17 protein-coding genes and 1 tRNA gene are annotated in these 22,186 nt (G+C 70.0%); 9 read left to right on the top strand and 9 right to left on the bottom strand.

What is annotated here, in order from left to right; genetic code table 11:
- Positions 1 to 54 precede the first annotated feature (54 nt).
- The 3 genes from fmt to MUU77_RS17020 all read left to right on the top strand — a co-directional run bounded on the left by fmt (position 55) and on the right by MUU77_RS17020 (position 3,761).
- Complete coding sequence (gene fmt / locus MUU77_RS17030) at positions 55 to 975, top strand: methionyl-tRNA formyltransferase (RefSeq protein WP_245089429.1); 921 nt, start codon at positions 55 to 57, stop codon at positions 973 to 975.
- Positions 972 to 2,267, top strand: a complete 1,296-nt coding sequence (rsmB, locus tag MUU77_RS17025) for a 16S rRNA (cytosine(967)-C(5))-methyltransferase RsmB (protein ID WP_256452059.1) — start codon at positions 972 to 974, stop codon at positions 2,265 to 2,267. Before fmt ends, rsmB begins: the two co-directional genes overlap by 4 nt.
- A 252-nt stretch (positions 2,268 to 2,519) precedes the next feature.
- Entirely contained in the window at positions 2,520 to 3,761 is a 1,242-nt protein-coding gene (locus MUU77_RS17020; RefSeq protein ID WP_245089426.1) for an O-antigen ligase family protein, read from the top strand.
- A gap of 101 nt (positions 3,762 to 3,862) precedes the next feature.
- Here the strand turns inward: MUU77_RS17020 and MUU77_RS17015 are convergent, their stop codons facing one another.
- The 4 genes from MUU77_RS17015 to MUU77_RS17000 all read right to left on the bottom strand — a co-directional run bounded on the left by MUU77_RS17015 (position 3,863) and on the right by MUU77_RS17000 (position 9,512).
- Positions 3,863 to 5,017 (bottom strand): glycosyltransferase family 4 protein, encoded by a 1,155-nt coding sequence (locus MUU77_RS17015; RefSeq protein WP_245089423.1) that lies wholly within the window; start codon positions 5,015 to 5,017, stop codon positions 3,863 to 3,865.
- Between the two features lie 92 nt (positions 5,018 to 5,109).
- Positions 5,110 to 6,405 (bottom strand): glycosyltransferase, encoded by a 1,296-nt coding sequence (locus MUU77_RS17010; protein WP_245089420.1) that lies wholly within the window; start codon positions 6,403 to 6,405, stop codon positions 5,110 to 5,112.
- A gap of 403 nt (positions 6,406 to 6,808) precedes the next feature.
- Positions 6,809 to 8,704, bottom strand: a complete 1,896-nt coding sequence (gene asnB / locus MUU77_RS17005) for an asparagine synthase (glutamine-hydrolyzing) (RefSeq protein WP_245089417.1) — start codon at positions 8,702 to 8,704, stop codon at positions 6,809 to 6,811.
- Positions 8,705 to 8,714: 10 nt separating this feature from the next.
- Positions 8,715 to 9,512, bottom strand: a complete 798-nt coding sequence (locus MUU77_RS17000) for a glycosyltransferase family 2 protein (protein WP_245089414.1) — start codon at positions 9,510 to 9,512, stop codon at positions 8,715 to 8,717.
- Between the two features lies 1 nt (position 9,513).
- On the opposite strand from MUU77_RS17000, the gene MUU77_RS16995 reads away from it, so the two are divergent.
- Complete coding sequence (locus tag MUU77_RS16995) at positions 9,514 to 10,590, top strand: CDP-glycerol glycerophosphotransferase (protein ID WP_245094621.1); 1,077 nt, start codon at positions 9,514 to 9,516, stop codon at positions 10,588 to 10,590.
- A 49-nt stretch (positions 10,591 to 10,639) separates the two neighbouring features.
- Here the strand turns inward: MUU77_RS16995 and MUU77_RS16990 are convergent, their stop codons facing one another.
- The 4 genes from MUU77_RS16990 to MUU77_RS16975 are packed head-to-tail and all read right to left on the bottom strand — an operon-like array spanning position 10,640 to position 15,052.
- Positions 10,640 to 12,172, bottom strand: a complete 1,533-nt coding sequence (locus tag MUU77_RS16990; RefSeq protein WP_245089411.1) for a PH domain-containing protein — start codon at positions 12,170 to 12,172, stop codon at positions 10,640 to 10,642.
- The gene (locus MUU77_RS16985; RefSeq protein ID WP_245089408.1) at positions 12,169 to 12,648 is read right to left on the bottom strand and encodes a PH domain-containing protein; all 480 of its coding nucleotides are present in this window, start codon (positions 12,646 to 12,648) and stop codon (positions 12,169 to 12,171) included. The genes MUU77_RS16990 and MUU77_RS16985 overlap by 4 nt, the downstream gene beginning before the upstream one ends.
- Positions 12,649 to 12,671: 23 nt before the next feature.
- Positions 12,672 to 14,147, bottom strand: a complete 1,476-nt coding sequence (locus MUU77_RS16980; protein WP_245089405.1) for a hypothetical protein — start codon at positions 14,145 to 14,147, stop codon at positions 12,672 to 12,674.
- 5 nt (positions 14,148 to 14,152) lie between these two features.
- Positions 14,153 to 15,052, bottom strand: a complete 900-nt coding sequence (locus tag MUU77_RS16975) for a lauroyl acyltransferase (protein WP_245089402.1) — start codon at positions 15,050 to 15,052, stop codon at positions 14,153 to 14,155.
- A gap of 94 nt (positions 15,053 to 15,146) precedes the next feature.
- On the opposite strand from MUU77_RS16975, the gene dtd reads away from it, so the two are divergent.
- From dtd to MUU77_RS16950, 5 genes are all read left to right on the top strand, one after another.
- Positions 15,147 to 15,587 (top strand): D-aminoacyl-tRNA deacylase, encoded by a 441-nt coding sequence (gene dtd, locus MUU77_RS16970; RefSeq protein ID WP_245089399.1) that lies wholly within the window; start codon positions 15,147 to 15,149, stop codon positions 15,585 to 15,587.
- Positions 15,588 to 15,688: 101 nt separating this feature from the next.
- Positions 15,689 to 17,542, top strand: coding sequence for an RNA polymerase sigma factor RpoD (gene rpoD, locus MUU77_RS16965; protein ID WP_245089396.1), 1,854 nt, complete (start codon positions 15,689 to 15,691; stop codon positions 17,540 to 17,542).
- A gap of 214 nt (positions 17,543 to 17,756) precedes the next feature.
- Positions 17,757 to 19,265: a glucan biosynthesis protein G gene (locus MUU77_RS16960; RefSeq protein WP_245089393.1), complete on the top strand. Its 1,509-nt coding sequence runs from the start codon at positions 17,757 to 17,759 to the stop codon at positions 19,263 to 19,265.
- A 2-nt stretch (positions 19,266 to 19,267) separates the two neighbouring features.
- Positions 19,268 to 21,241: a glucans biosynthesis glucosyltransferase MdoH gene (gene mdoH / locus MUU77_RS16955; RefSeq protein WP_245094619.1), complete on the top strand. Its 1,974-nt coding sequence runs from the start codon at positions 19,268 to 19,270 to the stop codon at positions 21,239 to 21,241.
- Positions 21,204 to 21,279: transfer RNA gene (locus MUU77_RS16950), tRNA-Ile, on the top strand. Before mdoH ends, MUU77_RS16950 begins: the two co-directional genes overlap by 38 nt.
- Here the strand turns inward: MUU77_RS16950 and MUU77_RS16945 are convergent.
- Positions 21,236 to 22,153, bottom strand: coding sequence for a BadF/BadG/BcrA/BcrD ATPase family protein (locus tag MUU77_RS16945; RefSeq protein ID WP_245094616.1), 918 nt, complete (start codon positions 22,151 to 22,153; stop codon positions 21,236 to 21,238). The two genes, MUU77_RS16950 and MUU77_RS16945, sit on opposite strands and share 44 nt — an antisense overlap.
- Positions 22,154 to 22,186: the final 33 nt, after the last annotated feature.

Below are 22,186 nucleotides of genomic sequence, written 5' to 3'. Positions count from 1 at the left end.
CGCCACCGCCGCCGCCTGCCATTCTCCGTTCCCCACTCCCCATTCCCCGCCTCCATGAGAATCATCTTCGCCGGCACGCCGGCGTTCGCCGTGCCCAGCCTGCGCGCCGCGCATGCCCACCATGAAGTGGTGGCCGTCTACACCCAGCCCGACCGGCCCGCCGGCCGCGGGCGCGGCCTCACGCCCTCACCGGTGAAGCTGGAGGCGATCCAGCGCGGCATTCCCGTGCTGCAGCCGCTGTCGCTGAAGAAGAAGTCCACCCAGGACGCGCTGCGCGAACTGCAGCCCGACGTGATGATCGTGGTGGCCTATGGCCTGATCCTGCCGCAGGCGGTGCTGGACATCCCGCAGTACGGCTGCTGGAACGTGCATGCCTCGCTGCTGCCCCGCTGGCGCGGCGCGGCGCCGATCCAGCGCGCCATCGAAGCCGGCGACGAGGAAACCGGCGTCTGCCTCATGCAGATGGAGGCCGGCCTGGATACCGGACCGGTACTGCTGGCGCAGAGCCTGGAGATCGCGCCCGAGGAAACCGGCGGCCAGCTGCATGACCGCCTGGCCGACCTGGGCGCCCAGGTCCTGCGTGATGCGCTCGGGCTGCTGCGTGCAGGCGTCCGGCTGCCGCCGCATCCGCAAGCGGAGGCCGGCGTGGTCTATGCGCACAAGCTGGACAAGGCCGAAGCCAGGCTCGACTGGACGCAGCCGGCCGACGTGCTGGCGCGCAAGGTGCGTGCCTTCAATCCCTGGCCCGTCGCCGAGGCCCAGGTCGCCGGCGAACGCCTGCGCATCCACGGCGCGGTGGCGGTCGAGCAGGCGCAGAGCGCCGCGCCCGGCACGCTGCTGGCCGCCAGCCGGCAAGGGCTGGACATCGCCTGCGGCAGCGGCGTGCTGCGGTTGCGGGTGGTCCAGCGCGAGGGTGGCAAGGCGATCACCGCGGCGGACTACCTCAACGCCCGGCGCGACCTGGTGGCGCCGTGACCACCCAGGCGGGCGTGGCGGTGCGGGTCATCGCGACCCGCGTGGTCGATGCGGTGATGCATCGCGGCCGCTCGCTGAAGGCCGAACTGGCGGCCAATCTTCCCCGGGTGGAGGACGCGCGCGATCGCGCACTGCTGGAGGCGATCTGTTTCGCGGTGCTGCGTTCCCGTGCCCGCAGCGAGGCCGCCCTCGCGGCCTGGATGGCCAAGCCGCTGGGGCGCGGCGACAACGAACTGCGCGCGCTCCTGCATGTGGGCATCGCGCAGGTGGTGGTGATGGGCCTGCCCGCCCATGCGGCGCTGTCGGCCACCGTCGAGGCCGTGCGCGCGTTGGGACGCCCCCATCAGGACAAGCTGGTCAATGCCCTGCTGCGACGTGCGCAGCGCGAGGGCTTGCCGGCGGTGCCGGCCGATGCCCTGTGGCCGGCGTGGCTGCGGCAGCAGGTGCGCCAGGACTGGCCCACGCAGGCCCATGACATCTTCGCGGCCAGCCAGCAGGAGGCGCCGCTATGGCTGCGGGTCAACCGGCTGCGTGGCAGCCGCGATGCCTATCGGCAACGGTTGTCGGACACGGGGATCGACGCTGAAGTGCCGGACCGCCTGCCTGATGCGCTGCTGCTTCGCGTTCCGGTGGCGGCGACGGGCCTGCCCGGATTCGCCCAGGGCGATGTGTCGGTGCAGGATGGCGCCGCGCAACGCGTGGCCGACCTGCTGGACGGGCTGCCCGCGGGTGCGCGGGTGCTGGACATGTGCGCGGCGCCGGGCGGCAAGTCCGCGCACCTGCTCGAGCGCGACCGTACGCGGCGCCTGCTGGCCATCGACGTGGACGCGCGCAGGCTCCAGCGCGTGCGCGAGACCTTCGACCGCATCGGTGCGCAGGCCGACATGAAAGCCGCGGACGCGGCCGAACCCCCGGCATGGTGGGACGGTGAGCCCTTCGATGCCGTTCTGCTGGATGCCCCCTGTTCCGCCACGGGCATCGTGCGCCGCCAGCCCGATGTCCTGCTGCATCGGCGTGCCGACGATCTGGTGGCGTTGACCCGCCTGCAGGCACGCCTGCTCGATGCCGCGTGGCAGGTGCTGCGTCCGGGCGGGCGCCTGGTCTACACCACCTGCTCGATACTGCGCGCGGAAAATGCACTGCAACTGGAGGCCTTCCGCGCGCGCCACGCCACCGCCGTGGTCGAGCCGCTGGACGAAAGCTGGGGGCACGCCGATGGGGGCGGTCGGCAACGGCTGCCGGGCGAATGCGACATGGACGGGTTCTTCTACGCCGTCCTGCGGAAAGTGTGATCCGCATGGCAGGATGCGGCGTGGCCACGCTGCCTGGTGGTGCTCGTTGGCGGCCCATTCCCCGAATGCGCGATACTTGAGACGAAGGCAGGCGCCGCTGTTCACCTCACCTTGACGTGAAGGGAACGGAGAAGGCGCAGACTCGGGCATCACGATGGGGTCCCGCTCGCCGCCTTCATGAACGTGTCGTCGTACAGCGCAGGATCCAGGGCAATGCAAGGCAGGAGCGATCATCGACAGGATGTCGCGCGCATGTTCGCGTGGCTGTCAGGGTTCAGCGCCCCGGCATTGCTGGTGGTGCCCAAGGGGTTGTCGGTGTTCGCCGTGCTGATGCTGGTGGCCACGCTGTTGGCGTTGCCGGAGGCCTGGCGTGGCCGTGACGAGCGCGCACCGCGCGCATTGCACGTCCTGCTGGGTGCGGCATTGGCTGTCCTGGGCGTCGCCTCGCTGTCCATGTGGGGCAGCGGTGCAGGCACGTCCGCACTCGACAATCCGGCGCGCGCCCTGTTGCTGCCGTGGTGTGCCTGGCTGGCCTGGACGACGCGCGTGCGCGTGACGAGTCTCTGGTATGGCGCGCTGGCCGGCTTGGCGCTCGCATTCGCGGTCTCGGTGGTGCAGGCGTCGTTGGGCGCGGACCGTGCGGGCGGCGAGGCCAACCCCATCGTGTTCGCGAACGCCGTGCTGGCGCTGCTGGTGGTGGGCATGTTCTGCCGGCCGCCCCGCAACGGGTTTCCCATGCAGCTGCTGCTGGCCGTGCTGGTGGCGCTGGCCGTGGTTGCGGTGATCCTCAGCGGCAGCCGTGGCGTGCTGCCCGGCCTGGGGCTGGTGGTGCTGATGCTGCTGGCAGGCGGCGAGGCAGGGCATCGTGGGTGGCGGCTGGGCGCCACCGGCACCGCGCTGGCTTTGCTGCTCGCGGCGTTGTGGACGGTGCCATGGCTGTCGACGCAGTTCCGGCTCGACCAGTTGCACGCGGACGTGGCGGGTTATGCACGGGGCCAGGTGGATCAGCCGATCAGCGCCCGCCTGGCGTTGTGGTCGGTGGCGTGGGATGCATTCCGCGAAGCGCCGCTCACGGGTGCGGGGATCGAGGCCTTCGCGTCGCGGGTCGACGCCAGCACCTACTGCCAGGGCGCGTCCCGGCATTTCTGTGGACTGGAGCATGCGCACAACGATGTCGCGCAGTGGGCCGCCACGATGGGAATTCCGGGTTTGGCCGCGTTGCTGGCGCTGTACGGGGTGCCGTTGGTGGTCGCGGTCCTTCAGGTACGGCGCAATCGGTTGCGCGCACCCGTCGGTCCGTCCTGGGCCGCGGTGATCCTGGTGACGGCCTACATGGTGTCCGGGCTGACCCAGTCGATGTTCTCCCATGCCCTCAGCACCAGCGCCTACGTGGTGCTGGTCGGACTGTTGCTGGGCATGGGGATGGCGCCTGGCGACGCCGCAGCGCCTTCGAACCGTTCAATCGGCCCGGCGGCGGAGAACGGCCCGGGATAGGGGGGCCAGCGGAGACGGGCAGGAAGGCGCGAGGCGTGGGCTCGGCGCGGTCCATCCGGAGGCTCCCGACGCGTTGCCATGACCGGATTCGGTGCGCGCGCTTACCCGACCCTCGGTGGGCCGGCCGCTGGTCGGGGTGAGGCAGGCATGTCGGGCGTCCGCACAGTCCTGCGACGCCGCGAGTGGCCTGCTTCGCCGCTGAGCCTGTCCGGGGACGCCGGGTCCCGGTCCGGACCACGCTCGGAGTCGGGCGCGGGTGCTCCTTGCAGCAGCCGCGCATACACGGCCTCGGTGTGATCGAGAAAGGTCCCGATACCGAACTCGGCGATCGCGCGGTGGCGGGCAGCCCTGCCGCGACGCAGGACTTCTTCGCGGTCGTTCAGCATGTCGCGCAGCGCCGCTGCCATTGCCGCATGCCCATGCACCGGCACGATCCAGCCATCGGTACCGGGGCGGACGTTTTCCGGCAGGCCGGCGTAGTCGGTCACCATCACGGGCTTGCCCATCGCCATCATCTCGCGGCAGGCGAAGGAGATCGTCTCGATGTCATGGGACAGAACGAAGCCGGCATCCAGGCGGGCGATGGTGGGGCGGACGTCGTCCAGAAGGCCGGGGAAATGGAAGCGGTCCTGCAAGCCGGATCGCGCAAGCATCTGCCGTTGGGCCGCCGACGGTGGGTGGCCGGCAATGACGACCTGGATGCGCTCGCGCTCGTCCGGCGCCAGCAATGCCAGGGCTTTCACCAGGTCGGTCCATCCCTTGTAGTCCGCCGTCCCGGCGTTGCTGCCGATCCAAAGCTGTCGGCCATCCGTGCGGCGGTCCGCTTCGGCGGGGGAGAAGAACGCGGTGTCCACGCCGTTGTAGACGGTTTCCGGCTGGCAGCGGCGATACGGAGTATGGCTCAGCTGGCGACGCACGAACTCGCACACCGCGATCACCTTGTCGGTTCCAGCGCGTGCACGCCACACGTGTTGCAGGCCGCGCATCGGTTTGGTGTTGTGCTTGGTCAGCACGACCAGGGGGCGCGGACGCAGGCCTCTCAGGGCCGCGATCACGAGGCGATGATCGGCTGACCCATTCACGTGCACGATATCGAAGCGGTGTTCCTCGAGGTACGCGTGCAGGCGTGCGCAGGCGCGCCTGCGGGCAGGCAGTGTGCGCAGGCCGTTGGGATAGGTCTGGGCGAAGGCATGGAGGCCGGGGATTCCCCTGGCTTCGTGCAACAGCCGGCTGTCCTCCGGCGCCGCGACGTGCACTTCGTGCCGCCCCGACAACCCGCGCGCGAGTTCGCGGATGTAGGTGGTGTGTCCTCCGCCGCTGCCGCTGTGGAAATTGGTGTAAAGGAGTTTCATGCGGCGGTCGGGGCGGAAAGCGGCTCACGCGCAGGGTCGCGCCAGCGATTATGGCGGCTGGGGACGACCTCGGCATAGGCATCACCACGCAGGCAACGGTCCAGCGCGGCCAGTTGTGCTTCGTTCCAGCGCTGCGCATCGACAAAGGCCGCCAGGCCAAGCGACCGCCGCAGGCCCGCGTCCTTCGACAGACGGATGATGTGCTCCGCGAAAGCGTCATGGTCGTGGTCGGGCACTACCAGCAGCCCGTTTCGGAATTCCATCCCCAGGCCCCGCGCTCCGGTGGCCGTGGAGACCGTGGGCACGCCGGCCCCCATCGCATCCAGGAGTTTGATGTTGATGCCCGTGCCGGCGACCGTCGGATTGACCGACAGCGGGGTGCGGGCGAAGGCCAGACGCAGGTCGTCGACGAAGCCGAGCTTTTCCACATGGGGGAGATCGGGCGCCCAGTTGCAGATCGAGCCCGCCAGTCTGAGCTTGAAGTCCGGGACCGCACTCACCACGCGTGGCAGCACCTGCTCCAGGAACTGCCGCAGCGAAATCTGGTTCGACAGCATGTTGGTGCCGACATAGAGCGCGGCATTGTCGGCGCTGTGGTCGGGCACGGGCTGCTCCAGGCCGATGAAATGACTGACGACGGCGATCTCGGGATTGCGTTCGCCCGCTCCGTGCATGGCCAGCTGCTCCCGGAAATGCTCGGCTTCCTGCGCCTGGATGGCGATCGCCGCGTCGGCGCGGCGCAGGCCCCGGTTCTCGTCCTCGGGCGTGAGTGAAACCCAATACCCCTTCCGGAAACCGCGCGCCACGAAAGGGCGATGCCGGTCTGCAAAAGCGTCGTGGGTATCCAACAGTTTGCGCGTCGAGGCCGGGAATGCGTCGAGCGCACGGGAGTTGAAGGCGTATTCGACGAGGACGGCATCGAACCGGCGATCCATGGCCCGCAGCTGATGGGTCCACGCCTCACGCCAGTTCTCGTCGAGCCGGGAATAGTGTCCATGGTCGTACCCGAGCCCCCCCAGGATCTTGCGCCAGCGACGCCGCAGTTTTCCGCGCAGCCAGAAGGCGGCGCGCGCCCGTCGTGGGCCATTGTCCAGATGCAGATAGTGCTGCGTCCCGAAGAAGGCGACATGCGACGCCGTGTCGGGTTTCTGCGTGTCCAGCTTGGAGGTGACGTGGACGAAGGTCAGTTCGTGGCCCAGCGCCTTGATCGCCTTGCACAGTTGCAGGATGCGCACGCTGTGCCCGGCTTTCGCCGGGAAGACCGGCGTCATCGAGACGAGCGCGACCTTCATGGGGGGTGTGGTCGAGCCGGGCAGGAGGGCATCGCAGGCGGATCCTGCGTCATGCATCTCGGGATGCCGCGTCGATGAGGGGACAATCATCCGTGGTGGGCCGGGGTCTGTTGACGGATGCGATCCGGGAAAAAGGACTGGGCCCTGATCCGAATCCGCCGTTGGGGGTGGCGCCAATTCTCCGAACCTCGGATGGCGGCGCCAGCCGCCGCCTGCCAGCAAGACAGCCCCCAGTCAGATTGACGCCTCGCAAGCCGCATGAACGGTCAGCGTGGGCCCCATGATGCGCACCGGGCGCGTGCCAGCCCCAGCGCAGGGCGTCCGTCCAGGGAAATCCCGGAGTGGAAGGATGACCTGCCGCCAGTGAGGGGGGCGATGGCGCAGCAACGCCGTGCCGGTCACCTTACCGCCAGGCGTCCCTCCACGCCTGGAACATCAGCACACTCCAGAGATGCGTGTGCCATTTGCGCTGGCCGCCCAGGAAGTCCGACCACATCGCGCGGACCGGCGCGGCCTCGAAGTGCCCTTCTTCCCGCAGCCTGCGCTCGTCGAGCAATGCCTCGGCCCATTCCCGCAAGGGGCCACGCAGCCAGTCGCCGACGGGGGCGCCGAAGCCGGACTTGCCGCGGTACACCAGCGTCTCGGGCAGATAGCGGCACAACAGCTTCTTGGGTAGGTACTTCAAGGTGCCGTTGCGGTACTTGAGCGACAGGGGCAGGGACCACGCCAGTTCCACCACACGCCAGTCGAGCAGGGGCGCGCGCGCCTCCAGGGCGACGGCCATGCTGGCGCGGTCCACCTTGGTCAGGATGTCCTCCGGCAGATAGCAGGCGAAATCCATCGCCATCAGCTGGTCCGCCGGGGTGCCGTTGCGGAGCAGGGCGGCAGGATCGTCGTACGCCGTGGCCAGCGGATGCGCACCGCGGACGACGCGCTCGGGACGCCGCCAGCGGCTGATCCGGTGACGGGCGACATCCTGCAGGTTGCGCGTGGACAGTTCCGCGCGCAATGCGGACACGCCGCCCAGGCGCGCACGCTCGCCCGGATCGCCCGCCAGCCTGGAGAGCAGGCGCCGGGGCAGGCGTTCCAGGCGCGCGTCGTTGCGCAGCGCGCGCAGGTAACGCCCGTAGCCGAAGAACAGCTCATCGCCGCCGTCGCCGGACAAGGCCACGGTGACGTGCTGGCGTGCCAGCCGGCACAGCAGGGCGGTCGGCAACTGCGAGGAGTCGGCGAACGGCTCGTCGTAAATGCGCGCAATGCCCGGCACCAGGTCCAGCGCGGCACGGCCGTCGGCGCGCAGCTCGGTATGGTCGGTCCGCAGGTGGCGCGCCACCGCGGCGGCGTGCGCACTCTCGTCGTGGACGGCGTTGTCGAACCCGATGGAGAAGCTGCGGACCGGCCGCGTCGCCTGGGCCTGCATCAGCGCGGTGACCAGCGAGGAATCGGTGCCGCCGGACAGGAAGGCGCCCAGCGGCACGTCCGCCTCCATGCGCAGGGCCACGGCATCGCGCAGCAGGGTGTCCAGCGCTTCCAGCGCGCCGTCTTCGTCGCCCTCGAACCCGGCGTCGATCGCCGCCTCATGCCTTGCGTGCGCGTCCCACCAGCCATGCACGTCCGGCAGGGCGCGCCCGTCGGTTCGTGTCGCGTCGATACGCACCAGCGCGCCCGCGGGAAGCTTGCGCACGCCCTTGAGGATGCAATGAGGGGCCGGTATGTAATCCAGCCTCAGCAACAGTGCGAGCGCATCCGGATCGATCTCCGTGCGAAGGGAGGGGCAGGCGCGCAGCGCGGCCAGTTCGCTGCCGAACAGGAACGTACCGTCCCCGGTCCAGCCGTAGTACAGGGGCTTCTTGCCGATGCGGTCCCGTGCCAGCCACAGCGTTCGTGCATGCCGGTCCCACGCGGCCAGGGCCAGCATGCCGTTGCTCCGGGCGAGCGCGGCTTCCACGCCCCAGTGCGCGATCGCGGCCAGCAGCACCTCGGTATCCGAGTGGCCGCGGAATGCCTGGCCGTGCGCGGCGAGTTCGCCGCGCAGCGCACGGTGGTTGTAGATCTCGCCGTTGAAGGCGATCACCCAGCGCCCGTCGTCGGACACCATCGGCTGGTGGCCCTCCGGGCTGAGGTCCACGATGGCCAACCGGCGGTGCGCCAACACCAGGCCGGCGGCCGCGTCCGTCCATGTCCCGGCGTCGTCGGGGCCGCGATGGGCGATGGCTGCGCCCATCGTGGTGCCCAGCTGGCGCAGCGCCTGTTCGTCGAGGCGACCAGGAGGCGCGATGGCGCCGGCGATTCCGCACATCGGCCCGTCCTCAGTCTTCGGTCGGCGGCGACGCGACCGGGAGCCCCTGCTGGAGCATCCACAGCATGATCGCCTTCTGTCGCACGTAGTTGGCACGCACGTACGCGTAAACCAGCCCATGCCAGCCATCGCGGAAGCCGCCGCGCAGCAGGAAGCCGCGCCAGAAGCGCCAGGCGGGAGACAGCACCAGCCCGGTCAGCGTCGCGCGTCGCCCACGGGCCAAATCATGCTCGGCCATCATCCGCGCGTAGCGCTGGGTCTTGGCCAGCTGTTGCTCCAGGGACCGGTAGGGGTAGTGGATCAGGTCGCCGGCGAGGGTCCGCACCGGGCCATCGACCGAGGCGGCCTCGTGCACCTCGCGCGTACCCCGCCAGCCACCGAGCCGACGATCGAACAGCCGCAGCACCCGGTCCGGGTAGGCGTTGCCGTGGCGCAGGAAGCGGCCGAAATAATCGGACAGCCGCGCGAAGCGGTAACCCGCGGCCGTGCCGAAGCCCTCCGCGCGCGCCTGCAGGATGGAAGCCCGCAGCGTGTCGCCCACGCGCTCGTCGGCGTCCAGGCACAGCACCCAGTCGTGCCGTGCCTGTTCGACGGCGTACTGCTTCTGGCTGCGGAAGCCGTCGAAGGGCCGCTGCAGCACGCGCGCGCCCATCGTCTGCGCGATCTCCACCGTCCTGTCGGTGGAATACGAGTCCACCACCACGATGTCGTCGCAGAAATCCAGCGACGCCAGGCAATCCCCGATGCGGTCGGCCTCGTTGAACGCGATAATGCAGGCCGATATCGCAGCCGGGCGGGATGAGGACACGTTGATGGCGGAGTACCTGCTGTTCGGGACCGAGCGCTATGCGCTGCCCATCTTGCAACCGCTGGCGGACGCCCTGCAAGACGCCGGGCACGGCGTGCATGCCTGGTTCGTCGGCGGGGCGAAGGGCGCCGCATTGCGCGGCGGCGTGCGCCCGGTCGCCCACGCGCGCGGGGCGGTGGCCTTGCGGCCGCGGGCGGTCTTCAGCGCGGCCAACGGGGTGCCCACCTTCGTGTCCGGCGCCAAAGTGCAGGTGTTCCACGGTTTCAACGTCGAGAAGCGCGATGAAGCGCGCGGACATTTCCGTGTGCGCGGCCTGTTCGACCTCTACTGCACCCAGGGGCCCGCCACCACCGCGCGCTTCAGCGAGCTGGCCGCCCGGGAGGGCCATTTCAAGGTGGTGGAGACGGGATGGCCGAAGCTGGACCCCGTGTTCCGCGGCGACGACCCGCTGGCCGACGGTTGGCGCGCGGCCGCACAGGGGCGGCCGGTGGTGATGTTCGCATCCACCTTCACCGAACGCCTGAGCGCTGCGCCGCACCTGTTCGACGCCATCGCGGCGGAGGTGGCCCAGGGAGGACGGTTCTGGCTGCTGACGCTGCATCCGAAGTGCCCACCGTCGCTGTTCGACCGCTACCGCAGCCTGTGCGGGCCCCATGCGGTCTTCGTCGATCCATTGGACCTGGTCAGCGCGCAACGCGCAGCCGATGTGCTGGTCGCCGACACCACGTCGGTGGTCAGCGAATTCGTGGTGCAGCGCAAGCCGGTGGTGACCTTCCGCAATCGCGCGCCCAAGCCGCACATGCTGGATTTCGATGCGCCCGACCGGCTCGGCGCGATGCTGCGGCAGGCCTTCGACCCTTCCCCCTCGCTGCGGGCGGCACTCGCGGCCTACGCCGACGACATCCATCCGTTCCGCGATGGCTTGTCCTCGCAACGCGTCATCGCGGCGACCGAGGCATTGATCGCGGGGGAGTTGGGCGCGCTGGGCCGGAAGCCGGTGGCGAGCCTGCTGCGGCGGCTGCAGATCCGGCGCGATCTGGGCTACTGGGGCCGGGCGGCACGCACGCCGTCGCGCTGACCGCGCGAACGAAGCCGGCACCGATGCCCGGTCCCGCGCCCGTGCCGGATCACCACCGCAACCGCCGGCGCGCCAGGGCCAGCGACAGCCGTTCGAAGGCATCGCGCGCCTCGGCTTCGGGGACGAAGCGCAGGGCCAGCGGGGCGGCGATGCCGTTGGCGCCGGCGGTGTCCAGCCACAGCGATGCGGTGCCGCAGGCGTGGTCGAGCGGCGAGCGCGACAGACGCAGCGCCTGCAGCTTGTCGATCTCGGCGAACCGCCAGTAGCGCGACCACCAGCCGCTGCGGACCGCGACCAGATGTCCGTCCAGCGACCAGCCCATCCGTGACGACTGCCGGTGTGCGGCATAGGCCGCCGCCGGCAGCCAGGCCAGGGCGCACCAGGCCCAGGGACCCAGGTGCCATGCGGCCAGCGCGGTCGCCGGCAGCAGCCAGGTGAAGGTCGGCAACACCAGGCGCCAGCGGGCGGAAGCGGCGACCGGCCGCCAGTCCGCGCGCGGCCATGCCGCATGCGGCAACAGGTGGTTGACCAGCGCATCGCAGGCCTCGGGCGTGGCGATCGGCGCCAGGTCCTTCAGCGCGCGCTGGTCCTGCTGGCCGGCCTTCTCGGCCACCGCCGTGTCGATGCGCAGCGAGCGGCGGCCGAACCACCGGTGCAGCACGCCTTCGTGCAGCGTCCACGCCTGGATGCGCCGGCGCGCCACGCTGGTGCGCAGGCGCGCCAGCAGGCCGCGCTCCACCATCAGCCGGCGTGCGTCCTCGCTCAGGCGGAACCCGTGGAACTGCAGCAGCGCCAGCACCACCGACAGCGCGCGGACCAGGGCCAGCGCAAGCACCACCAGCGCGGCGACGCCCGCGGCGCCGGCCAGCCAGCCCAGGTGCAGCTGTTCGGCATACCCGAAGGCCTGCTTCGCGCCCTGGCGGAAGAACTGTTCGATCATCCGCTCCGGCAGGATCTGCCAGGCCGCGCCGAAGCCCGCCGCCACCACGATCATGCCGCGGTTGGAGATCAGGCCCAGGCGGATCACCTCCGCCGTCGACAGCGTCAGCAGCGTTTCCTCGCCCGCCTGCGGCGGACCGTCCGGTGAGGCGGCCTGCGCCGCCGCGGGGCCGCGGGCCTGGTGGCGCGCCAGGTCTTCCAGCGCCAGCGCATCGCGCAGGCCCAGCACGCGCATCTGCGCTTCCGGCTTCTGGCCGCCTGCGGATTCCAGCCGCACCTCCGCCACGCCGAACATCCGGTGCAGCAGCGACTGGTGCACCACCACGTTGTGGATCCGGGAGAAGGGAATCTCGCGCCGCGAACGGTGCAGCAGGCCCTCGCGCACCGTCAGGCCGTCGCGGCCGATCACGTAGCGGTAGGTGAAGTACTGCAGGATGGCCAGCACCACCAGTACCGCGATGCCGATCACGGGCGCGAACGCCAGCCAGGGGTCGCCGTCGTCGCCCTTGCGGGCGCCGAACACCAGCAGCGCGACCAGCGGGAACACGAACTGCTTGAGCTGCTGCAACAGCACGAACAGCCACGACCACGGGTGCAGGCGGCGTTCCTGCGCGTGGGCCTCCACGGCGGGTCCGTCACTCACAGCGCGTCGTCGTGGTCGAGCTGCGTGGCCAGGCGTTCGCGCAGGCGCTCGGCGTCGTCCGCGTCCAGCCCCGACAGCGACACGGCGGCCATGCGCGTGCCGGCGGTGTGCACCACCAGCGTGGACAAGCGCGCGCTGCGTTCCAGAGGGCCGCGCTTCACGTCCAGGTGCTGTACGCGCGAGATCGGCACGTGGGTTTCGCTCTGCCACCAGTTTCCGCGGCGGACCGCGAAGCCCCGGTCGTCCAGCCGCCAGCGCGTGCGCCGGTGCCGCTTCACCGCGATCCAGGCGCCCAGCAGCGCGCCCACGCCCGCGGCCACCGGCACGGCCAGCCACGGCGACACCGCATCGGTGGCCCGGGAGACGAAGAAGACGGGAAAGGCCAGCGGGAACAGCAGCGCCGCGCCGCCCAGCGCGGCCAGCCACGCGCCGCGGGCCGGCAGCGCCTGCCAGGCGTCGGTGGGCGCCAGGGGCATGGAAGTGTCCGTGTCGGTCTGCATCACAGCCTGCCTGCCCTCATCTCGTCGATGGCCCGGTAGTCCAGCACGTAATCGCGGCCGTTGCGATACTTGCCCAGGCGCGCGCCCATCCGCTTCCGCGTGGGGCCGCGCAGGTCGCGGGAGAGTTCCTCGTCGGCGAGCATCTTCTCGATGGCCAGGGTCTGGAACTGCGTAGCCTTCGCGAAATCGCCGCTGGCGGCCAGCGCGGCGGCCACGGTGTCCAGTTCGTGCCACTCCAGTTCGTCCCTGCGCTGGATCATGAACTGAGCCAGCTCGAGGGCGCGGGCGGTGTCGCGCTGGCCCGGTACCGGGCAGGTAGCCAGGATCCACACGCGTTCGTTGCGCGCCTGCTTCGCGCCGGCTTCTTCCGCGCGCGCGGCCCACTCCTCGGCCCGCCGGCAATCGCGCGCCATGCCTGCCAGTCCATCATGGTGGTACTGCGCCATGGTCAGCAGGGCCTGCGGTTCGGTGCCGAGCGCGGCGGCGCGCGCAAGATGGGGCAGGGCGCGCTGCATGGCGTCTTCGGAGAACCCGCCAGTCTCGGTGATGGCCACCGAAGCGAGCCAGGCGGCCTGCCCATGGCCGCCTTCGCTGGCCTTCTCCAGCCAGGCCAGGCCCTCTGCGGTGTCCTTGGGCACCATCTGCGGCATGCCGCCGCCGTACTGCAGCGCGCCGAAGACGAACTGGGCGAACGCATCGCCGGCCTCGGCCTTGCTGCGCACCGCGCGCAGGCGCCAGCGCAACGGCGCGGCGTAGTCCGGCCAGGCCTCGTTGAGGCGGGTGCGCCTGGCCGCCTCGTCCAGCGGGGTGCGGTCCAGCAGCGCCAGACGGGGGGGCTCGCCTTCCAGCATCGTCGCCAGCGCCAGCTCCATGCTGCGCACCTCGCCCATCCCGGACTGCCTGAAGGCCTGGTCCATGAAGGCCGAGACGTCCGGCATCATCGACTCGTAGCGGTAGCGCCACTGTCCGCCCTCGCGCACCAGCACGGGGCCGAACTGGAACTGGCTCTCTGTCGGCGGCGCCACTTCGCCCACGGCCAGGTCATCGATGACGGTGACATTGGACAGCGCCAGCAGGGGCTGGTCCTCGCCGGCGGACTGCACCCCGGACCAGCCCTCGACCATGCACAGCGTCGCCACCGCGCGGTCGTCCATCGCCTTGAGCGCGTCGGGTGGCTGGGTGGCGCGCAGCAGGTAGACCACGAAGCGGTCGCCGCTGGGCAGCCTGCGCAGCTGTTCCGGCGAGGCATACAGCGCCATGTCGCGCAGGAAGCCGAAGTGGACCAGGCTGGACGCCGCCAGCAGGTCGACGCTCTCCGGCTTTTCCTGGCTGCTCAGCTCCGCGTAGCGGTCCCACGCCTGCGAGACTTCGTTCAGCGCGGCCGGCCCCTGCGCCGCCATCGCCGGTACCACGACCCATCCCGCCAACCATCCTGTCAGCCATCCGCGCACGCGCATCGATTCCCCCTTGTCCATCCCCTTCAGCGGTAGGGATTGTCCTCGCCGCTGCTTTCCGGCCGCAGGGTATAGCGTTTGTAGGTCCACTGGTACTGCGCAGGATCGCGGCGCGCGATGCGCTCGACGGCCTGGTTGAGCACGGTCACGGCGGCGACCGGATCCGGATCGGCGATGCCCGGCGGCGCCGGCTCCACGTGCAGCGCGAAGTCCGGCCCGGGCCCGATCCGCTCGCACCAGGCGAACAGCACCGTCGCGCCGGTGCGCTCGGCCAGGCGCGAGACCAGCGTCATCGTCAGCGCCGGCGTGCCGAAGAAGGGGGCGAACTCGCCATCGCCCGCCTTCGGCTGCTGGTCGGGCAGGATGCCCACCGCGCCGCCGTCCTTCAGGACCTTCCAGAGCTGGCGTACGGCGGGGCCTTCCGCGCGCACCTGGCGGATGTTGTCCGCGCCGCGCACCCGCAGCAGGAAGGCGTCGCCGGCCGCAGACTCCGGCGGACGGTAGACGATCGCGATGGGCCCGCGCGAGGCCAGCCACTGGTTGAGCAGTTCCCAGTTGCCGAAATGCGGGGCCGCCACGATCACGCCCTTGCCGCTGGCCAGCGCCGCGTCATACAGCGCTTCGCCGTGCCGCTCGCGCAGCAGGCCCAGGTTCTCGGCCGGCGGCCGGGTCCAGAAGCGCAGCGTCTCCAGCGCCTGGCGGGCGGTGGTGCGCAGGATTGCCCGGTGCAGGTCCTCGCGCTGTCCGGGCAACAGGTCCGGAAAGGCGATCTCCAGGTTGCGCCGCGCCACCCGGCTCTCGCGGGCGTCGGACCGGCGCCAGGCCCAGGCCATCGCATCGCCGAGCGTGCGTAGCCAGGGCCAGGGAAGGCGGCCGACCAGGGCGGCCGCGTGGTAGGCGAGGGAGGCGAGCGTGGCAGGTCTCATCGGGGCAGTGTAGCCAACCGGGCCGCCCCCCCCGGCGCGCCGGCGCGGGCGAAGGCTGCGGCTATGCTGTCGCGCCGTCCCGCGGAGCCCTGCCATGCTGTCCCTGATCCAGCGCGTCACCTCGGCCACCGTCACCGTGGACGGCGAGGTCGTAGGGGCTGTCGGGGCCGGCCTGCTGGCGCTGGTGGGCGTGGAACCGGGCGACGGCGAGGCCGTGATCGCCCGCATGGCCGAGCGCCTGCTGGGGTACCGGGTATTCGCCGACGAGGCCGGCAGGATGAACCGGTCGCTCGTCGATACGGAGGGTGGCCTGCTGCTGGTCAGCCAGTTCACCCTGGCGGCGGATACACGCTCGGGCATGCGTCCCAGCTTCACCACCGCCGCCCCGCCGGAGGAAGCTGAACAGGGATTCAACCGGCTGGTGGAAATCTGCAGGCAAAAGCACCCGGGACGGGTGGAAACCGGCCGCTTCGGCGCCCATATGGTGATCAGCCTCGTCAACGACGGGCCGGTGACCTTCCTGCTGCGGCCGTGACGTTCTTCCCTTGTCGGTGGCCGGGATTCAGGAACCCAACCCGGTCCACGCTGGTATAATACGGGGTTCTCCCTTCCTTACTCCCCGGTGGCGCAACCTCCATGGCCAACGAACGTCCTGCCCAGCAGTCCGACATCAAGCTCTTGATCAGCAAGGGCCTGGAGCAGGGCTATCTGACTTACGCCGAAGTCAACGATCACCTTCCGGACGACCTGGTCGACCCGGAGCAGATCGAGGACATCATCGGCATGATCAACGGCATGGGCATCGATGTCCATGAAGTCGCGCCCGATGCCGAAACCCTGCTGCTCGCCGACGGCAACACCGGCAACCGCGAAGTCGACGAGACCGCGGCCGAAGAAGCCGCCGCCGCCCTGACCTCGCTGGACACCGAGGGTGGCCGCACCACCGACCCGGTGCGCATGTACATGCGCGAGATGGGCACGGTCGAGCTGCTGACCCGCGAGGGCGAGATCGCCATCGCCAAGCGCATCGAGGAAGGCCTGGCCCAGGTGCAGGCCTCGCTGGGCAACTTCCCGTGGTCCATCGAGCTGCTGCTGGAAGAGTACGAACTGCACAAGGCCGGCAAGAAGCGCCTGGCCGAGGTGGTGGTCGGTTTCAACGATGTCGAAGAGCCGGTCGAAGAAGTGCCGGCTCCCGAAGAGGTCGCCGATGCGGCCGAAGACGCCGATGACGACGAGGAAAGCGGCGACGACACCGCCGAGGAAGCGGCGCCGACGGGGCCGGATCCGGAAGAGGTCGCGCGCCGCATGCAGGTGCTGGCCGACGGCTACGCCAAGTTCAAGAAGTCCCACGCCAAGAACGGCCCGGACAACAAGGCGGTCGCCAAGCTGCGCGCCGAGCTGGCCGAGACCTTCGTCACCCTGAAGCTGCCGCTGCCGCTGACCGACACCCTGGTGCGCAAGCTGCGCGAGGTGATGGCGCAGATCAAGGACCACGAGCGCCGCGTGCTGCACCTGTGCGCCAACGTCGCCAAGATGCCGCGCAAGGAATTCCTGCGTGCGTGGGAAGGCAACCAGACCAACCTGGGCTGGGTGGACGAGGTGCTGAAGCGCAAGCAGAAGTGGTCCTCCGGCCTGCGCGACGTGCGGGAACAGATCGTCGCCGAGCAGGAGGCCACCATCGCCGTCGAACAGGCGATGCACCTGACCCTGGCCGACATCAAGGACATCAGCCGCGCGATGGCCTATGGCGAAGCCAAGGCGCGCAAGGCCAAGAAGGAGATGGTGGAGGCCAACCTGCGCCTGGTGATCTCCATCGCCAAGAAGTACACCAATCGCGGCCTGCAGTTCCTGGACCTTATCCAGGAAGGCAACATCGGCCTGATGAAGGCCGTGGACAAGTTCGAATACCGCCGCGGCTACAAGTTCTCGACCTACGCCACCTGGTGGATCCGCCAGGCGATCACCCGCTCGATCGCCGACCAGGCGCGCACCATCCGCATCCCGGTGCACATGATCGAGACCATCAACAAGCTCAACCGCATTTCCCGCCAGATGCTCCAGCAGTACGGCCGCGAGGCCACGCCGGAGGAGCTGGCCAAGGAAATGGACATGCCCGAGGACAAGATCCGTAAGGTGATGAAGATCGCGAAGGAACCGATCTCCATGGAAACCCCGATCGGCGACGACGAAGACTCCCATCTGGGCGACTTCATCGAGGACACCAACGTGGAGTCCCCGATCGAGAACACCACCAACATCAACCTGTCGGAAACGGTCCGCGACGTGCTGGCCGGCCTGACGCCGCGGGAAGCCAAGGTGCTGCGCATGCGCTTCGGCATCGACATGAATACCGACCACACGCTGGAAGAGGTCGGCAAGCAGTTCGACGTCACCCGCGAGCGCATCCGCCAGATAGAGGCCAAGGCCCTGCGCAAGCTGCGCCACCCGTCGCGTTCGGAACAGCTGCGCAGCTTCCTCGATATCGACTGACGCGGCGCGCGGCGATGCACCCGCCAGGCGCGGCCCTTCGGGGCCGCGCTTTTTTTTGGTGCGTCGATGCGCGCCGCATGTTTTTGGTGCATCGATGTGGCCCGCATGCGGCGCGCCTTGTCATGGTCCTCACATCACGCGCTCTACACTGTGCGCTTCACCACGGTCAGAGAACCGCGTGCAGCGACGGGACGCACTCAGGAGCGCGCTCGCCATGGCACTGCTGGGCGGCATGCCCCGTGTGCTGGCGCAGGCGACGACATCGGCAGACGCCGGCACGACTTCGACACGCTTCACGGTGGAAACGGTTCCAGCCCTGGCGCGCTCGCTCGCCAGGCAACCCTATCGCGCACCGGACCAGACGCTGCCCGCCTCGCTGGACACCGGCTACGACGCGTACCGCGACCTGCGCTTCGATCCGCAGCAGGCGATCTGGCGCAAGCAGGGCCTGCCGTTCCAGTTGCAGATGTTCCACCGCGGCTTCCTGTTCAAGCAGCGCGTCGAGCTGTACCGCGTGGACCAAGGCCGTGCGACGCCCATCGCGTATGCGCCGGAACTGTTCTCGTTCCCGCCGGGAACCAAGCCCGAACTCGCCGGCGATCTGGGCTTTGCGGGCTTCCGCGTGCATACGCCGCTCAACTCGCCCGGCGTCTACGACGAACTGGTCGCCTTCCTGGGCGCCAGCTACTTCCGCGCGCTGGGCAGGGGACACGCCTATGGCCTTTCCGCGCGCGGACTCGCGCTGGGCAGTGGCGATGCCGGCGCCGAGGAGTTCCCGGTCTTCCGCGCGTTCTGGATCGAACAGCCGGCACCCGGGGCGGATCACCTGGTCGTGCATGCCCTGCTCGACAGCCCCAGCGTGGCCGGTGCGTTCCGCTTCGACATGAAGCCCGGCGCCGAGACCGTGATCGACGTGCGGTCCAGGCTGTACCCGCGCGTGGATCTGGCGCGCGCCGGCATCGCGCCCCTGACCAGCATGTTCGAGTTCGATGCCGGCGATCGCGTGGGCACCGACGACTACCGTCCCGCCGTGCACGATTCCGATGGCTTGGCGATCTTCAACGGCCACGGCGACCAGATATGGCGCCCGCTCAGCAACCCGCCGCGGGTGCAGGCCAGCGCCTTCATGGACATGCATCCGCGCGGCTTCGGCCTGATGCAGCGCAAGCGCGGCTTCGGCGACTATGCCGACATCGAGGCGCGCTACCACCAGCGCCCCAGCCTGTGGATCGAACCCCTGGGCGACTGGGGCAAGGGCGCGGTGACGCTGGTGGAGATTCCCACCGGCGACGAGTACCACGACAACATCGTCGCGTTCTGGCGGCCCGAGCGCCCGTTGCGCGCCGGCCGCGAGCACCGCTTCGACTACCGCATGCATTGGTGCGACATGCACCGCTGGAAGGACGGCCTGGCCATCGTCAGCGACACGCGCATCGGCGCCGCGCCCGATCCGGCGCGCCGGCTGGTCGTGATCGACCTGGAGGGCGGCCGCCTGGCCTCGATGCCGCGCGAGGCGACGTTGAAGCCCGATGTCTGGGCGGCGCGCGGCGAAGTGAGCGGTGCGGTCGTGTATCCCAACCCGGAGACGCAGGGCTGGCGGCTGAGCTTCGAGTTCCGCCCCCAGGCCGACACCGCCGACGGACGCGATGTCGAACTGCATGCGCGCGTGCTGGAGGGGCACGTGCCGCTGTCCGAAACCTGGCTGTACCGCTGGAGCACCTGAGCATGAGCCACTCCCCTACCGACGACGTCTCCGCATCGCAGTCGTGGCTGCCCCCCGAGTCGCCGCTCGCCATGCCGGTGCAGGATCTGGCCGCGGGCCGCTTGTCCACGCGCCGGTTGCCCACCTCGCCCCGCGACATCGGCGGACGCCGCGCGGTGGTGATCGGTGGCGCGGCATCGCTCACGCTGCTGGCGACCTACCAGATCTGGTGGGTGTTGCGGGGCGGTGGCATCGACGTGCTGGAAGGCGTGGTGCTGCTGCTGTTCGTGGCGCTGTTCGCATGGGTCGCGCTGGCCTTCTCCAGCGCGCTGGCCGGCTTCATCCAGGTGGTGTCGCGTCGCGCGATGCCGTTAGGCATGGATCCCGAGGCGCCGCTGCCCGCGCTAGCGACGCGCACGGCGCTGCTTCTGCCCACCTACAACGAAGATCCCCATCGTCTGCTGGCAGGGCTGCGGGCGATGCACGAATCGCTGGCGGGCACGGGGCAGCTGGATCGTTTCGACTTCTTCGTGCTCAGCGACACCACCCGGGCGCAGGTCAGGCAGGAGGAGGTGCGCGCGGTCCTGGAGTTGAAACGCCGGCTGGGCCCGACGGCGCGGGTGTACTACCGGCGCCGTGAGGACAACACCGAGCGCAAGGCGGGCAACATCGCCGAGTGGGTACGCCGGTTCGGCGCCGCCTATCCGCACATGCTGATCCTGGACGCCGACAGCCTGATGACCGGCGACACGCTCGTGCGCCTGGTTTCGGCCATGGAGAAGCATCCGCAGCTGGCCCTGCTGCAGACGCTGCCTATGATCGTCAACGGGCGCACCTTCTTCGCGCGCATGCAGCAGTTCGCGGCCCGCGTCTACGGCCCCGTCGTCGCCCAGGGCGTGGCATGGTGGCACGGCGCCGAGGGCAATTACTGGGGCCACAATGCGCTGATCCGCACGGCGGCCTTCGCCGCGCACGCGGGCCTGCCGCACCTGGGCGGCGGCAAGCCGTTCGCCGGCGCCGTGCTGAGCCACGACTTCGTCGAGGCCGCGCTGCTGCGCCGGGGTGGCTGGGCCGTGCACATGGTGCCCGGCCTGCAGGGCAGCTACGAGGAAGGTCCGCCATCGCTGACCGACATGCTGGTGCGCGACCGGCGCTGGTGCCAGGGCAATCTTCAGCATGGCGCGGTGCTGCCGGCGCGCGGCCTGCACTGGGTCAGCCGGCTGCACCTGCTGGTGGGCATCGGCCACTACTTCACCGCACCGATGTGGGCCATGCTCATGCTGGTGGGCCTGGCCATTCCGCTGCAGCAGGCCGGCTTCAACCTGGGCCAGCTGCAACTGGAGGGATTCACGCCCGCGCTGTACTGGCGCGGGGGCGACCCGGAGCGGGTCCTGTGGGTCTTCTACTTCACGATGGCGGTGCTGCTGGCGCCCAAGGCCATGGGCTGCCTGGCCACGCTGTCCGATCCCGCCCTGCGCCGTGCATGCGGTGGCGCGGTACGCATCGTCGGCAGCGCGCTGCTGGAGACGGTGATGGCGGCATTGATGGCGCCGGTCACCATGTACGTGCAGTCGCGTGGCGTCGCCGAGGTGCTGGCCGGGCGCGACTCGGGCTGGGAAACGCAGCGCCGCGACGACGGCAGTGTGCCGCTGGGCAGTCTGCTGCGCCGGTATGCGGGCCTGACGCTGGTCGGTGCGTTCGCCGGCGTGCTCGCGTACCTGGTGTCGCCGGCGCTGGCCGCCTGGATGGCGCCGGTGGTGCTGGGCATGGTGCTGTCGGTGCCGATCAACCTGCTTGCATCGTCCGCGTCCGCGGGCCAGTACCTGCGCGCGCACGGATGGTTGCGCACGCCCGAAGAGACTTCGCCGCCGCCCGTCGTCGCGCGCGCCCTGCAGCTGCGCGGTGCCCCCGCCGACCCCGCGATCGACCTGGCCCCATCCGGTACAATTCCGGCACAACGGGCCTATAGCTCAATGGTTAGAGCAGAGGACTCATAATCCTTTGGTTCCAGGTTCGAGTCCTGGTGGGCCCACCACGCCGGAAAGTAGTTTCGCGTAGAGCGCCGCGCCGTAGTGCGGGTCGTGGCATGGCGTGCGGAGATCGAAGGAGGATGACGCCGCTCGAAGGGCGGAGGCGAAGGGGTGCAGCAGCAGGTCGCCGCTGCTGAAGGCGCCCCCCGAGTACGACACGGGAACGGTTTCGCTCTCCATGAAGCCCAGACGGTCGCGGATCGCGATGACGATCCGGGCCAGTTCAAGGCCTGCGCGGTCGTATATGTCTTGCGAGGCGGTATCGCCCGCCCGCGCGGCCTCGGCGACGATGCGTGAGATCTGCGCGATGTCGGCCCGCGAGCCGGCGTTCGGCCCATAGATGCGTGCGCAGAGGTCCAGATCCGTCGCAAGGTCCAGTCGCTGGTTGATCAGGGCGTGCAACGCGCCCTTCGGCAAGCGCCCATCACTCATCCGCGAGTAGGCATTCAAGCCCTGCACGGCGATCCAGTAGGCGGAGCCCTCGTCGGAGAACGCCTCCCCCCAGCCGCCCCCGCGGGCACCCACGCCGCCGCGCTGGCCATAGCCGATCGAACCCGTGCCGGCGACGATGTTGATGCCGTCCGCGCAGGCCAACGATCCTGCCCAGCCGCACACCATGTCGTTGTCGCAGCGATAGCGTCCATGGCCCAGCAACCGCGCGGGGATCGCATCCAGGCGTGCAGTCGCGATCGGGTCTTCGCCATGCGCCGGCAGGCCGAAGAAGGCGTACTCGATGGCATGCGCGTCGTGCAGGCCTGCCTGTTCGAGCACCAGGGCGATGCCATCGGCCAGGATCCTGGCAACGCCGTCCAGGCCGACTTCGGGGTGGTAGGTGGTCCCCGTCTGGGCCTGCCCGACCAGCTGGCCGGCGTCGCCCATCAGGGCGAACCGCGTCTTCGTGCCGCCGCCGTC

Origin of the sequence: Pseudoxanthomonas sp. F37 (genome assembly GCF_022965755.1) — a bacterium.
In the GTDB taxonomy this organism is placed as follows: domain Bacteria; phylum Pseudomonadota; class Gammaproteobacteria; order Xanthomonadales; family Xanthomonadaceae; genus Pseudoxanthomonas_A.
The sequence above is the reverse complement of the archived record's forward strand: the minus strand, read 5'-3'. Positions and strand labels throughout refer to the sequence as shown.